The following is a 14137-nucleotide window of genomic DNA, read 5'->3' as shown; positions in this document are numbered from 1 at the left end:
CCTAGGGCCGAACGTCCCTAAATCCAGGCGAATCGTGAAGCGATGTGCCCGTAGGAAGGAAAGCCTTTCCAATGCCGGCGGCCGAATTCGCGCGATCGTGAAATGTGGTGTTGACCGGTGACTGTCGAGCGACGAACATCGACCCGACGCGGCGATCACCGCCGGCCCAGGAGGGGCGGAAGCCCTGATCGGCAACCGCACCTGAGGAGAACCATATGGGTACCCGGATCATGGACGAGGCCGCGCGGGTTCTGGCCGACCCATCGGCCTACGCCGACGAGAAGCGGTTGCACGATGCGCTGACTTACCTGCGGGCCCACGCGCCGGTCTCCTGGGTCGAAGTCGAGGGCTACAAACCATTCTGGGCGGTCACCAAGCACGCCGACGTCATGGACATCGAACGGCAGAACGACCTGTTCACCAACAGTCCGCGCCCGCTGTTGATGGTCTCCGAAGGCGAAGACGTGCTGCACGCCCAGATGGAGGCCGGCATCGGCCTGCGCACGCTGATCCACATGGACGACCCGCACCACCGCGAGATGCGAAAGATCGGCGCCGACTGGTTCCGGCCGAAGGTCATGCGTGACTTGAAGTCTCGCGTCGACGAGCTGGCCAAGATCTACGTCGACAAGATGGTGGAGAAGGGACCCGAGTGCGACTTCGTCCAGGAGGTCGCCGTGAACTACCCGTTGTACGTGATCCTGTCGCTGCTGGGGCTGCCGGAGTCCGACTTCCCGCGCATGCTCAAGCTCACGCAGGAGATGTTCGGTGGCGATGACACCGAGTTTCGACGCGGCGCCACCACCGAGGACATGCTCGCCGTGCTGCTTGACTTCTTCAACTACTTCGCCGCGCTCACCGCGTCACGCCGCGAACACCCGACCGAGGACCTGGCCTCCGCGATCGCCAACGCCACGATCGACGGTGAGCCGTTGTCGGACATGGACACCGCGTCGTACTACGTGATCGTGGCCAGCGCGGGCCACGACACCACCAGCGCGGGCATCGCGGGTGGCATGCTGGCGTTGCTGGAAAACCCCGGAGAGTTGGCGCGGCTGCAGGACGACGTGGGACTGATGGGTACCGCGGTGGAGGAGATGATCCGCTGGGTGGTGCCGGTCAAGGAGTTCATGCGCACCGCGCAGGCCGACACCGAGGTGCGGGGGGTGCCGATCGCCAAGGGCGAATCGGTGTTGCTGTCCTATGTTTCGGCCAACCGCGACGAGGACGTGTTCACCGACCCGTTCCGCTTCGACGTCGGGCGCGATCCCAACAAGCACCTGTCGTTCGGCTACGGGGTGCACTTTTGCCTGGGCGCCGCGCTGGCCCGAATGGAGATCAACAGCTTCTTCTCCGAGCTCGTCCCGCGGATCAAGTCGATCGAGCCGGCCGGTGCGCCGGAGCTGATGGCCACGACCTTCGTCGGCGGCCTCAAGCACCTGCCAATCCGCTACTCGCTGAGGTGAACTCCGGCCGACTCAAGCGATGACCAGCTCGCGGGGCGGCTCGTCTTCGAGCGCCGCCCGCGCGAGGAGTTCGCCCAGCAACGGACCGAACTTCATCAGGTTGCTGCCGACGAACGCGACCACGCGGCCGCGGCGCGCCACGGTCCAGCCGTCACCCCCCGGGTCGAGCCACGGCGCGCGGATCGTCACGCAGTCCACCCGCCCCACCGGCGAGAGCGCCGGGAAGAGCGCGCGCACCGTCGCGGGGTTCGGCACCTCCTGCCCGAACGCCCACCGGCCCGTGCTGCCGAGGGGCAGCCCGTAACCCTCCGGTGCCGACAGGCAGGCCGCGCCCGTCGCGTCGGCGCCCGCGTACGCGAACCGGGTGTGCGGGGCGAATTCGGCGCCGAGCGAACCGAAGAGCGCAGGCGTTCGCACCCCGGCGCAGATCAGCACGCGGTCGCCCCGCAGCACGGTGCCGTCGGCGAGCGTCGCCTCGCCGTGGTCGGCGACCGTCACAACATCGCCGCGCCGGACATCGACCCGCCGCGCCAGCGCTGACAGCGCCCGGCGGATGCGCAGGCTGCCGCCGAGCGGGTCCAGCACACCCGCCTCCCACGGCGGCGCGGCGAACGGGATCCGGGCGGCGATCTCTGCCCGATCCACCCAGCGAAACTCCGCGCCGGCCGCCGTCATGGCCGCCGCGGTCTCGTCGCAGGCGCCGGCCGTGATGAACCCCTCCGGACCCAGCAGCCGGCCCGCGCCCAGCTCGCCCTCCCAACGCAGCCAGCCGGCGCGGGCCCGCAGCGCGAGGTGGCACAACGCCGGCCGGCGGTGCGCGGTCCGGAAGATACGGGCCGACCCGGCGGACTGCTCGCCGAATGGCCGCCCACGTTCGAGCACGATCGCGGGCTCGCCGCGCCGCGCCAGCTCGTAGGCCGCGGCCAACCCACACACCCCGGCGCCGACGATGACGATCACGCGGACCGCATACCCGCGCGGCTAGAAGAAGAATCCGGCGTGTGGTGCCTGCGGCACCGCGAACAGCCGGTCGGCCACGGCAATCGCCGACGGGTCGTCGGCCCGCACCAGCCCCGCGACCGCGAGGTCACGCCAGGTCGTGCCCCCGAGCAGGACGGCGGCCAGCCCCTCGACGCCGACCGAGAGTTGCGCCCGCCGCCCGGTGCGTTCGGCGCCGTCCCCGGTCACCACGAAGCGCGCCGAATTCTCCTGCAACACAGAGTCGTTGACTTCGAGCGTCACGGCAGCGTCGCCGGCGTAGCGGCGCGCCCCGAGCGCACGCGGCACGTCGATCACGCGCAGCCATGTTTCGTCGTGCACCGCGGTGACGCGAGCGGCCCGCCGATCGGCCAGCAGCCAGGGCAGCGGGTCGTCCATCGGCAGCATCCAGAACACCACCCGATCGACCAGGTCGAGGCCCAGCAGGAAGCGCATCAGCCCGAGATAGGCCTCGGTGGTGGGCGCGAAGAAGTCCTCCACGACGATGGTCCGCTCGTCGGCGACGAACCAGCGCTCGGTGTCGACGGGCCGGTAGCGGGCGAAGCCCGACTCGGATCCGGGTTCGCCGTGCACCGCGACGTAGGAGGCGCCCTGGGACGACTCGCTGCGCATCCGCACGCCCTGCCACCAAACCGCTGGCCTGTCAAGGGTTCCCGGGCGCGAAGGGCGATGCGCGTCGTAGATGCGGGGCAGCACGTCCCACGCCGCCGCGGTGTCGAGGAGCCGAACGAAACCCCCGTCGCCCACGTCGCGGCGCAGCGCAGCCCGGGCGGTCCGCACCTCGACCGTCTGCGAGGAGCTGGCCACCCCGTACCCGTAGCGTTCGTAGATCGTCGCCTCCGACGCCCGCAACGACGCCACCACCTCGCCGCGCGCGGCGACGTCGTCCAACTGGTGGCGAATCAGGCTGGTGGCGAGGCCTTTTCGGGTGTAAGACGGCAACACCCCGATGTGCGTGACGGCGGCGTGGCCCACCAGCGTCCCGCCGGGGAGCGTCAGCCGGCTCGTCACGGCGTCGGCGGTGCCCACGAGCTGCCCCCCGACGAAGGCCCCGATGGTGCGGCCCGGTTCGAGCAGCTCGGTGATCTGGCCGGGTGCCAGCCCGGTCAGGGGCGGGAAGCCGACCATGGCGGCGCGGAAGACGTTGGCCGCCGCCAGCAGGTCGTCCTCGCTGTCGAGAACGCGGATCTCGGTGCTCATACCGCCATCATGTCTACCGTCTCCAGGGCGCCGTCAGCGCGTAGTCACACCGCCGACCAGCCTCCGTCGACGCTCAGGATGGAGTGCGATTGCGGCCGGCATCCGCTCAATGCAGCAGCAAGGGAAGACCACCGCGGCGATCGATGCCGAGCGGGCCGGCGCGGCGCTGCTCGCCGGCATCCAGGGCGGCGTCGGCATCATGCTGGCAACCGGCGACCTGTCCTTCCTGGAGGCCGCCCTGGACGAAGGGATCGGCGCGCTGCGCGGCGGCTGACCCCCGCGCTCAACGGATCTGCAAGCCGGTCAGCGCCCGCGAGATCACCAGGCGCTGGATCTCGCTGGTCCCCTCGAAGATGGTGAAGATCTTGGCGTCGCGGTGCATCCGCTCCACCGGGTAGTCGCGGGTGTAGCCGTTGCCGCCGAGGATCTGGATCGCCTCGTCGGTGACGTAGACGGCCGTTTCGCTGGCCACCAGTTTGGCCATCGACCCCTCGGCGGCGTCGAAGGACTGGTTGTTGCGGGCCATCCAGCCGGCACGCCACACCAGCAGGCGGGCGGCGTCGATGCGGCTCTTCATGTCCGCCAGCTTGAACGCGACCGCCTGGAATTCGCCGATCTTGCGGCCGAATTGCTCACGCTGGCAGGCGTAGTCGAGGGCGTACTCGTAGGCGGCCCGGGCCACGCCGACGGCCATCGCCCCGACCGTCGGCCGGGTGCGCTCGAACGTCTTCATCGCCGCCTGACTGCGCGCCGAGGCGCCCGACTTCACCCGGGCGATCCGCGCCTCGAACTTCTCCCGCCCGCCGAGGATGTGGTCTTCGGGCAGCCGGACGTTGTCCAGCACCACCTCGGCGGTGTGTGACGCGCGGATCCCGTGCTTCTTGAACTTCTGCCCCTGGGCCAACCCGGCGACGCCCGCCGGGACGACGAAGGTGGCCTGGCCGCGGGTCCCGAGCTCGGGGTAGACCGACGCCACCACGATGTGCACGTTGGCGATGCCGCCGTTGGTCGCCCAGGTCTTGGTGCCGTTGAGGACCCACTCGTTGGAGGCCTCGTCGTAGCGCGCCCGGGTGCGGATCGCTCCGACGTCGGAGCCGGCGTCGGGCTCCGACGAGCAGAACGCGCCCAGCTTCGGCTCGTCGGCCGTGCCGAACATCTCGGGCAGCCAGCGGCCCAGTTGTTCGGGAGTTCCGTTGCCCGCCAGGGCCGCCGCGGCCAGTCCGGTGCCCATGATGGACAGCGCGATGCCCGCGTCGCCCCAGAACATCTCCTCGAACGCGGTGAGCATGCCCAGGCCGGTGGGCTCGGCCGCCTGCTGCGCGAAGAAGTCGGGGGAGTACAGCCCCACCTTCGCGGCCTCGGCGATCACCGGCCACGGGGTCTCCTCCCGCTCGTCCCACTCGGACGCGGCGGGCCGGATGACGTCGGCCGCGAACTTGTGCACCCAGTCGCGCACCTCGATCACGTCGTCGGTCAGTTGCAGTGAGAAAGTCACGGCTCTACTCCTGAGATGTTGTGTTGTTCAACGGTTTTTGGGTTCCGAATTGGGCGAGGACGCTGACGGTCTGGCTGACCCACGCCTCGAAGTACCGCTCTTCGTCGATGTTGCCGGGCAGCCGGCCGGTGAGCGCCTGCAGCGTCGCGGCGTAGGACAGCGAGCCGATCGCGACGGCGGCGGCCGCCTCCGGATCGGGAATCCGGGTGCGGCCGGAACGATTCGACGCGGTGAGCTCGTCGGCGAACCGTTGGTAGGCGTTGTCGGTGATGACCTGCCACGTCTTCTCGTCGAGGTCGCCGAGTTCGTCGGGCTCCCGCAGCATGACCTTGAGCAGGTCCTCGCTCTGTTTGAGGTTGCTCCAGATCAGCTGGCCGGCGGTGCGCACCGCCTGCTCGACGCTGCCGGGCTGCCCCGCGTCGTATTGCTCGCGCGCCGCCACGATGCTGTCGATCCGGTACGCGACCGCGGCCTCGAGCAGCTCGCGCTTGGAGCCGAAGTGCTTGTAGAGCGCGCCCGATCCCGGTGCCAGACCCGATGCCCGCTGGATGTCGGCCACCGACGTCGCCGCGTAGCCCTTCTCGGCGAAGAGCTTCAGCGCCGCGGCCAGCAGCCGGTCGCGTCCGGAGGCGAGCATGGTGAGAGAGTACTCACTCACCGGACTGCCGGCAAAATGTTGACCGTAGATCACCGGCGCGGGACGCCGGGCCGAAGATCCGCGTTAGATTCTCTGCGAAACGCCATGACGCCTGAACGCGGCGAATCGGCATCGGTGTGAGGGTTGTGATGACTGGTCGACGCCGTCGCCCGCCCGGCGCCGCGAGCCGTACAGAGGAGCCTGACATTCCCGTGTTACCGCACGTCCAGCTGCCGATGCGGGTGTTGTCGCTGCGCACCATCGTCGTCGTCGCGGCGCTGTCGGTGATCACCCTCGTCGTGCTGCTGGGGACCTGGGTGTGGGTGGGTGTCACCAACGATCAATACAGCCAGCTCGACCGCCGGCTCGATTCGGTGAGCAGCCTGGGCGACATCAACTCATTGCTCAACAACGTGGAGCATGCCAGCCCCGACCAGCCCATGCCCGACGGCAACCTGGTGCGCACCGCGCGGATCGGCGACGTGACGGTGTCGGTGCCCAGCAATATCAAGCTGCCCAAGCTGCCCAACGGATACGCCAACACCACCATCGACGGGGTGCAATACCGCGTCCGCACCTTCTCGGCGGGGCCCGCCTCGATCGCGCTGGCCGCCCCGCTGGCCGAGGCCCAACACCGCATCAACGAACTGCACCTGCGGGTGCTGTTGATCTGCGCCAGCGTCATCGGCGGCACGGTGGTCGTCGGCTGGGTGATTTCGTTGATCATGGTGAACCCGTTCCTGCTGCTCGCCCAGCAGGCCCGCGCCATCAACGCGCAGTCCAGCCCCGACGAGGTCCAGGTGCGCGGGGTGCGGGAGGCCGTGGAGATCGCCGAAGCCGTCGAGGGCATGCTCGCGCGCATCGGCAAGGAGCAGCAGCGCACCAAGGCCGCTCTCGAGTCGGCCCGCGACTTCGCCGCGGTCGCTTCGCACGAGCTGCGCACCCCGTTGACCGCGATGCGCACCAACCTCGAGGTGCTGTCCACCCTGGACCTGCCGCGCGAGCAGCGCCAGGAGGTCATCGGCGACGTGATCCGCACCCAGAGCCGCATCGAGGGGACGCTGACGGCGCTGGAACGGCTGGCGCAGGGCGAGCTGACCACCGTCGACGACTTCGTCCCGTTCGACATCACCGAACTCCTGGACCGCGCCGCGCACGACGCGCTGCGGATCTATCCCGAGGTGGAGGTGTCGCTGGTGCCATCGCCGACCGTGTTGATGGTGGGGTTGCCCACCGGGCTGCGGCTGGTGATCGACAACGCGATCGCCAACGCCGTCAAGCACGGCAACGCCGGCAAGATCCTGCTCACCGTGGGCAGCTCCAGCGAGGGCGTCCAGATCGCGATCGACGACGACGGCACCGGGGTCCCGGAATCCGAGCGCGCCACCGTCTTCGAGCGCTTCGCGCGGGGATCGACCGCGTCGCGGTCGGGATCCGGGTTGGGGTTGGCGGTGGTCGCCCAACAGGCCGAACTGCACGGTGGCACCGCGGCCTTGCAGACCAGCCCGCTCGGCGGCACCCGGCTGCTGCTGAACCTCGCCGGCGACGGGCGCGGTCCCGCGTAACGTCGGCCGCTTTTGATCGCGGGCGCGAAAAACTTCTGCGGCGCCAGGGCAATTCGCCGTTAAGGGCCGCGAAACAATCAGGGGCTGACTTCCTCTCATTGCCGCCATCCATTTGCATGACAAAGCCGGACCGGGGGTTTCGGCGCCGCCGCCGTGACCATTGGGCCTGCAGTGACATACGAGGTTGTTTGACGGATGACTCATAACGGGAATACGGCCGGGCAGATCCAATCGCATAATTTCCGCCGGCGGACCGGGAGGAAAGCGAGTGAATACACGAATGGTCCAACCGCACTAGACTGATGCGCCAAGGCCCGTCTTAGGACGTTGAGCAATCGGAGGGAACACCATGACTATGTCGATGCAGCCAGAGGCGGTCCTGGCATCGTCAGGCGCGGAATCGGCCATCAGCGCTGAGACCCAGGCTGCCGCCTCGGCCGCGGCGCCGGCCCTGCTGGGGACGCTGCCGATGGGCAGCGACCCCGACTCGGCGATGTTCGCCGCGGCGCTGAACGCCTGCGGCGCCAGCTATCTGGGCGTGGTGTCCGAGCACTCCGCGCAGCGCGGGTTGTTCGCCGGGGCCCAAGGGCTCGCGGCGGGCACGACCGCCGCGACGGAAGCCGCTCGCCAGGCCGCGATGCTGCTGAGCTCGATCGTCTAACAGGGGCCCGATCGTCTAAAGGGGGAAGTACGCATGGCCGATCCGGGTTGGGCTGCGCGTACGCCTGAGGAAAACGATCTGCTGCTCAAGGGCGGCGTCGGGGTGGGCACTCACCTGGCCAACCAGGCCGCCTGGATGGCTCTGGCAGCCACCCACCACGCCTCAGGCGTCGCCTCGGCGATCAACACCGCCACAACGTCGGCGAGTTGGCTGGGTGCCGGTTCGGTGGCCTCCGTCGCGAATGTCACCATGCTCAACGCCTCGCTGCACGGGCTGGCCGGGTGGGTGGACGTCAAGGGGCCGGTAGTTGCCACTGCGATCTCCGCGTATCAGACGGCGAACGGCGCGATGCGTCCCGCGCCCGAATGCATCGCCAACAGGGACGAATGGGGAGTCGACAACGGCATCAATCCCTTGGTGCTCGGGGCGCTGACCCCTCGGATCGTGTCACTCGACGTCCAGTATTTCGGGGTGATGTGGCCCAACAACTCCGCCGTCGGGGCAAGTTACGGGGCGATTCTCACGTCGCTGACCCAAAGCCTCGCTATCCCGCCACCGGTCGCGGGCCTGGGCGCGTCGCCGGCGGCACCGGCGCAGGCGGCTTCCGCGGTGGGCGAGGCGGCCGCGCAGGTCGGTGCCGGCGACGGCATGCGCTCCGCTTTTCAAGGGGTGCAGCAGGGGACATCGAGCGCCGGCCAGGCCGCCTCGGGCGGACAGGACTTCATGAGTCAGGCCGGCTCGTTCATGGAGCCGGTGCAGTCGATGATGGGGGCGGTGCCGCAGGCGATGCAGGCGCCGATGCAGATGATGCAGGCGCCGATGCAGATGATGCAGCCACTGCAGTCGATGATGGGCATGTTCGCCAACCCCGGCGCCATGGGCGGGGCGGCGCCCGGGGTCTCGGCGGTCTCCGCGACCGAGGTATCGGCCGTCGGCGCGTCGGGCGGCGGCGGGGCGGCGTCCCTGGGCGGTGCGGGCATGCCCGCGACCAGCTTCACCCGCCCGGTCAGCGCCTTCGAACCGGGCGGCAGTGGCCGGCCGGTGGGGCTGCGCCCGAGCGGTGCGTTGGGCGCTGAGGCCATCCGACCGCAGACCACCACGGTCGGCGGCGGTACACCGATGGGCGGCATGCCGGTGGGGCATGGGGCGGGAGGAGAGCGCGGATCCCGAGACAAATCCGAACAGCCCGCGACGGTGCGGGTCGTCGACGATCGAGTGTGAAGCCGGCCCGGCTGAGGGTGAATCGACAGTTATAAATAGCCGCCATACACTTCGCTCCATGCCCCAGGCATTACGGGGGGCGGCCAACCGGAGGAGGAAAATTCAGTGACGATCAAAGTGACACCGCAAATGCTTCGGGACACTTCCAATGCGATACAGGCGAACATGGAACACGCGATTGGGATCGGCCAGGGGTATGTCGCAAATCAGGAAAACGTGATGAACCCGTCGACCTGGTCCGGTGACGCGGTGGTCGCGTCGCACGCGACCGCCATCGAGGTCCAAAACGACCTGAACAAGGTGCTCAACGGCGGCACCCGGCTGGCCGAGGGCCTCAAGCAGGCGGCCGCCCTGATGGAAGGTCACGAGGCGGACTCGTCGCACGCTTTCAGCGCCCTGTTCGGCCACGGCGGATCCTAACTCCCGCCCACTCATTCCTCAATCCATAAACAGTTTTCTGAAAGGAAATAACAATGTCGGATCCGATCACTTACAACCCGGGAGCCGTGGCCGACTTCGCCACGGATGTCGCATCTCGCGCCGGTCAGCTGCAGGGCATTTTCGATGACACCTCGAACCGGACGAACGCGCTGCAGGAATTCTTCGCCGGCCATGGCGCGTCGGGATTCTTCGAGGCGCAGGCGCAGATGCTGTCGGGGCTGCAGGGGCTCATCGACACCATCCGCCAGCACGGGCAGACCACGTCGCACGTGCTCGACGGCGCCCTCAGCACCGACCAGCACATCGCCGGCTTGTTCTGACCCAGGCAGGTGAAGGTGGGGCAGGCGCGCCGGGCGTGTGTGCCCCACCTCTGGTGTCTTGCCCGCTGAGGAAAACAAAATGCTGACAACGACGGTCGACGGCCTGTGGGTGCTGCAGGCGGTGACCGGGGTGGAGCAGACCTGCCCCGAGCTTGGCTTGCGCCCGCTGCTGCCGCGCCTGGACACCCCCGAGCGCGCGCTGCGCCACCCGGTGGTGGCGGAGCTGAAGGCGGCGGGTGCGCTGGACGACGCCGGCAACGTCGACCCGATGATCCGCGAGTGGCTCACGGTGCTGTTGCGGCGCGACCTGGGGCTGCTGGTGACCATCACCGTCCCCGGCCGCGAGGCGACCCGCGCGGCCATCTCCCGATTCGCTTCCTGGTGGGTCGTTCTGGAGCGCCACGGTGACCTGGTACGCCTCTATCCCGCCGGCACCGCCAGCAACGAGAGCGGGGCCAGCGACCTGGTGGTGGGTCAGGTCGAGCGGCTGTGCGGGGTGGCGGAGGTGGCGCCGCTCAAGCCGGTCACTCTCGATACCGAACAGTTGCTCGCCTCGGTGCGCGACGCCGCCAGCCTGAGGACCTTCCTGCTCAGCCAGAACCTCGACGTCGACCAGCTGCAGATCGTCACGATGGCCGCCGACCCCGCGCGGTCGGCGCACGCGGCAATCGTCGGGTTGCAGGCCGGGGTCGGGCCGGACGAGATGGCGCGGATCGCCGTCGGGGATTCGACCGTCTCCCTCATCGACACCCCGGCGGGCCGCGTCTGCGTGGAGAACGTCATCTCGGGCCAGCGCCGCTACCAGATCCTGTCGCCCGGCTCACGCAGCGACATCAGTGGGGCGGTGCAGCGACTGATCCGCCGGCTGCCTGCGGGCGAGGACTGGTATTCGTATCGACGGGTGGTCTGAGCGACCGGCTTCTCAACTGACGCAAGATAAGTCGGTTAACCAATGCCGTGGAATAGCAATGCCTTACGCACTTGAAGGGGTTTCTTGATCGGTAAACGCGGTATCGCCGAGCGTGTTAGCATCGCGACGTGACGAGCCCTTGGAATGACCCGAATATGTCGGACGACGGGGCGCTCAGACGGGGGGATCCGTCAGGGGGCCGCAACTTCCCGGATTCGGTGTCGGACACCATGCGCATTACCGATCTGGCCGCGCCGCGAAAGATTCCTCCGGGCTCGGGTTGGCGGAAATTCATCTACGTCATCTCATTTAAAAAAATAAACCCCGGCGAATCGCCGGCCGAGCGACACTACCGGGATTTGCAGAACCGTATCCGGCGGCACATCCGGAGGCAGTACGTCATCACGGTGGTCTCCGGCAAGGGCGGCGTCGGGGTCTCGACGATGGTCGCGTGCATCGGTGGCGTGTTCCGAGAATGCCGCCCGCAGAACGTGATTGCGATCGACGCGGTCCCGGGCTTCGGCACGCTGGCCGACCGCATCGACGAGTCCCCGCCGGGTGACTACACCGCGATCATCAACGACACCGACGTCCAGGGCTACGCGGACATCCGTGAACACTTGGGACAGAACCCGATCGGCCTCGACGTCCTGGCCGGAAACCGGACGTCAGACCAGCCCCGGCCGCTGGTGCCGGCGATGTTCTCCGGTGTCCTGTCGCGGCTGCGGCGAACCCACACGGTGATGATCGTCGACACCTCTCCGGATTTGGAACACGAGGTGATGAAGCCGGTCCTGGAGAACACCGACACCCTGGTGTTCGTCTCCGGCATCACCGCGGACCGGTCCCGCCCGGTGCTGCGGGCGGTGGACTACCTGCGATCGCAGGGTTACCACGAGCTGGTCTCGCGCAGCACCGTGATCATCAACCACACAGACCAGATCACCGACAAGGATGCGCTGGCTTACCTCACCGAGCGGTTCAGCAAGGTGGGCGCGACCGTCGAAGAGATGCCGTTCGATCCCCACCTGGCCAAGGGCGGGCTGATCGACACTGTTCATGAATTGAAGAAGAAGACGCGGTTGCGGCTTTTTGAAATTACCGCCGGCTTGGCCGACAAATACATTCCGGATGCGGAGCGGACGGCACCGTGACGTCAGCGCATAAGGTCGCTTTCCCGGCGCGCTGTGCGGTCAACATTTCCTACGAGAAGCATCTTTGCTCCCAAGTGTTCCCCGCCGGAATTCCGGTGGAGGGATTCTTTGAGGGAATGGTCGAACTGTTCGACGCGGATCTCAAACGCAAAGGCTTTGAAGGCATTACGCTGCCGGCGGGCAGCTACGAACTGCACAAGATCAATGGGGTTCGGCTCGACATCAACAAGAGCCTGGACGAGCTCGGCGTGCAGGACGGCGACACCCTGGTGCTGGTGCCGCGGGTGGCCGGCGAATCCTTTGAACCGCAGTACGAGTCGCTGTCGAGCGGCCTCGCGGCCATGGGCAAATGGCTGGGCCGCGAAGGCGGAGACCGGATGTTCGCGCCGGTGACGCCGCTGACGGCCGCGCACACCGCCGTCGCGATCATTGCGATGGCGGCCGGGGTCGTGGTGGCCCTGACGCTGCGGGCGCGGACGTTCACCGACAATCCCGTCCCGGCCGCGGTGGCGGGCGCGGTCGGCGTCCTGCTGGTGGTCGCGACCTCCGTCGTCTGGTGGGGCTGGCGCGAGCGGCGCGACCTGTTCAGTGGGTTCGGTTGGCTGGCCGTGGTGTTGCTGGCCGTCGCGGGCGCATGCGCGCCGCCCGGCACCCTGGGAGCGGCCCACGGGCTGATCGGCCTCGTGATCGTGATCCTCGGCGCCATCGCCATCGGGGTGATGACGCGGAAGCGGTGGCAGACCGCGGTCGTGACCGCGGTGGTGACGGTGGGCGGGATCCTCGCCGCGGTTGCCGCGGTCCGGATGTTCCGGCCCGCCTCGGCGCAGGTGCTGGCCATCTGCGTGCTGGTCGGATTGCTGATCCTGGTCCGGATGGCCCCGCTGATCGCGCTGTGGGTGGCGCGGGTGCGCCCGCCGCACTTCGGGTCGATCACCGGGCGTGACCTGTTCGCGCGTCGCGAGGGCATGCCCGTCGACACGGTCGCCCCGGTCAGTGAGGACGACTCCGAGGACGAGGACAACGAATTGACCGACATCACCGCGCGCGGCGCCGCGATCGCGGCCTCGGCCCGGTTGGTCAACGCCGTCCAGGTCGGTGTCTGCGTGGGGGTGTCGACCGTCCTGCCCGCGGCCGTGTGGGGGGTGCTCACACCGGGGCGGCCGTGGGCATGGCTGGCGCTGGTGGTCGCCGGCCTGGTGGTGGGCATCTTCATCACCCAGGGCCGCGGGTTCGCCGCGAAGTACCAGGCCGTCGCGCTCGCCTGCGGGGCGGCCGCCGCGGTGTGTGCCGGCGTGGTCAAGTACGCCGTCGCCGAGCCGAAAGACGTTGTGAGCGGATTGCTTTGGCCCGCAGTGGCGGTGGCCGCCTTCGCGGCGTGCGGCCTGGCGGCGGCGCTGTTGGTGCCCACGGTGCGCTTCCGGCCGTTCATCCGGCTGACCGTGGAGTGGGTGGAAGTGCTGGCGTTCATCGTCCTGCTGCCGGCGGCGGCGGCCCTGGGAGGGCTGTTTACGTGGATTCGCCACTGAAGAGGGCCGCGGCGGCGGCTGCCGCCGTCACCCTGGTCGCGCTGTCCGCGAATATCCCTGCCGCCCAAGCGATCACGCCACCGCAGGTCGACCCGGGAATGGTGCCACCGGACGGCCCACCCCGATCCGAGCAACCGATGCGGCGCGCCAACAGCTGTTCGACGCCCATCACGGTGCGAAACCCCGACGTGGCACAGCTCGCGCCGGGCTTCAATCTGCTCAACATCAGCAAGGCGTGGCAGTACAGCACCGGCAACGGTGTGCCGGTGGCCGTCATCGACACCGGCATCTCGCCCAACCCCCGGCTGCCGGCCGTGCCTGGCGGTGACTACATCATGGGCGAGGACGGCCTGTCGGATTGTGATGCGCACGGAACGATCGTGGGTTCGATCATCGCCGCCGCGCCGCAAGGCGTTTTGCCCATGCCGCGGCCGATGCCGTCGACCCCGGCATTCCCTCCGCCGGCGGGGGCGCCGGGGGGGGGGAGGGCGGGGTGGGGGGCGACGGCCGGGGCGTGGGGGAGCCGGGGGGGGGGGGGGGGG

The 14137-nt window shown here is 68.8% G+C and carries 12 protein-coding genes and 3 pseudogenes; 11 read left to right on the top strand and 4 right to left on the bottom strand.

Annotation, left to right across the window (positions count from 1 at the left end):
* The first annotated feature begins 215 nt into the window (after window positions 1-215).
* Entirely contained in the window at window positions 216-1466 is a 1251-nt protein-coding gene (locus BST44_RS19410; protein WP_083178729.1) for a cytochrome P450, read from the top strand.
* A 12-nt stretch (window positions 1467-1478) separates the two neighbouring features.
* On the opposite strand, the gene BST44_RS19405 is transcribed toward BST44_RS19410, so the two are convergent.
* On the bottom strand, window positions 1479-2426 hold the full coding sequence (locus BST44_RS19405; protein ID WP_083178728.1) for an NAD(P)/FAD-dependent oxidoreductase: 948 nt from the start codon (window positions 2424-2426) through the stop codon (window positions 1479-1481).
* A gap of 21 nt (window positions 2427-2447) precedes the next feature.
* Complete coding sequence (locus BST44_RS19400) at window positions 2448-3665, bottom strand: GNAT family N-acetyltransferase (RefSeq protein WP_083178727.1); 1218 nt, start codon at window positions 3663-3665, stop codon at window positions 2448-2450.
* Between the two features lie 88 nt (window positions 3666-3753).
* Here BST44_RS19400 and BST44_RS19395 point away from each other — a divergent pair.
* Window positions 3754-3939 (top strand): annotated as a pseudogene (locus BST44_RS19395) (TetR/AcrR family transcriptional regulator); the annotation flags it as partial.
* 9 nt (window positions 3940-3948) lie between these two features.
* Here BST44_RS19395 and BST44_RS19390 read toward each other — a convergent pair.
* Both BST44_RS19390 and BST44_RS19385 read right to left on the bottom strand, forming a co-directional pair.
* Window positions 3949-5160, bottom strand: a complete 1212-nt coding sequence (locus BST44_RS19390) for an acyl-CoA dehydrogenase family protein (protein ID WP_083178726.1) — start codon at window positions 5158-5160, stop codon at window positions 3949-3951.
* Between the two features lie 4 nt (window positions 5161-5164).
* A complete protein-coding gene (locus tag BST44_RS19385; RefSeq protein ID WP_083178774.1) occupies window positions 5165-5797 on the bottom strand; it encodes a TetR/AcrR family transcriptional regulator in 633 nt (210 codons plus the stop codon).
* 236 nt (window positions 5798-6033) lie between these two features.
* Between BST44_RS19385 and BST44_RS19380 the strand changes: the two genes are divergently transcribed.
* The 9 genes and pseudogenes from BST44_RS19380 to BST44_RS19340 form a co-directional block, all read left to right on the top strand.
* Complete coding sequence (locus tag BST44_RS19380; protein WP_083178725.1) at window positions 6034-7362, top strand: sensor histidine kinase; 1329 nt, start codon at window positions 6034-6036, stop codon at window positions 7360-7362.
* Window positions 7363-7711: 349 nt separating this feature from the next.
* Window positions 7712-7942: pseudogene (locus BST44_RS19375) on the top strand (PE domain-containing protein); the annotation flags it as partial.
* A gap of 114 nt (window positions 7943-8056) precedes the next feature.
* On the top strand, window positions 8057-9244 hold the full coding sequence (locus BST44_RS19370) for a PPE family protein (protein ID WP_083178723.1): 1188 nt from the start codon (window positions 8057-8059) through the stop codon (window positions 9242-9244).
* A 105-nt stretch (window positions 9245-9349) separates the two neighbouring features.
* The gene (locus BST44_RS19365; RefSeq protein ID WP_007166893.1) at window positions 9350-9664 is read left to right on the top strand and encodes a WXG100 family type VII secretion target; all 315 of its coding nucleotides are present in this window, start codon (window positions 9350-9352) and stop codon (window positions 9662-9664) included.
* Between the two features lie 53 nt (window positions 9665-9717).
* Window positions 9718-10005 carry a WXG100 family type VII secretion target gene (locus tag BST44_RS19360; protein ID WP_007166892.1) on the top strand — a complete coding sequence of 96 codons (288 nt, stop codon included), beginning with the start codon at window positions 9718-9720 and terminating at the stop codon, window positions 10003-10005.
* Between the two features lie 79 nt (window positions 10006-10084).
* A complete protein-coding gene (locus tag BST44_RS19355) occupies window positions 10085-10915 on the top strand; it encodes an ESX secretion-associated protein EspG (protein ID WP_083178722.1) in 831 nt (276 codons plus the stop codon).
* 128 nt (window positions 10916-11043) lie between these two features.
* Entirely contained in the window at window positions 11044-12069 is a 1026-nt protein-coding gene (locus tag BST44_RS19350) for a MinD/ParA family ATP-binding protein (protein ID WP_142274578.1), read from the top strand.
* Window positions 12066-13595: a type VII secretion integral membrane protein EccD gene (eccD, locus tag BST44_RS19345; RefSeq protein ID WP_083178721.1), complete on the top strand. Its 1530-nt coding sequence runs from the start codon at window positions 12066-12068 to the stop codon at window positions 13593-13595. Before BST44_RS19350 ends, eccD begins: the two co-directional genes overlap by 4 nt.
* Window positions 13580-14137 (top strand): annotated as a pseudogene (locus BST44_RS19340) (hypothetical protein); the annotation flags it as partial. The gene eccD and the pseudogene BST44_RS19340, both read left to right, overlap by 16 nt.

This window comes from Mycobacterium scrofulaceum (assembly GCF_002086735.1).
GTDB lineage: Bacteria > Actinomycetota > Actinomycetes > Mycobacteriales > Mycobacteriaceae > Mycobacterium > Mycobacterium scrofulaceum.
The sequence above is the reverse complement of the archived record's forward strand: the minus strand, read 5'-3'. Positions and strand labels throughout refer to the sequence as shown.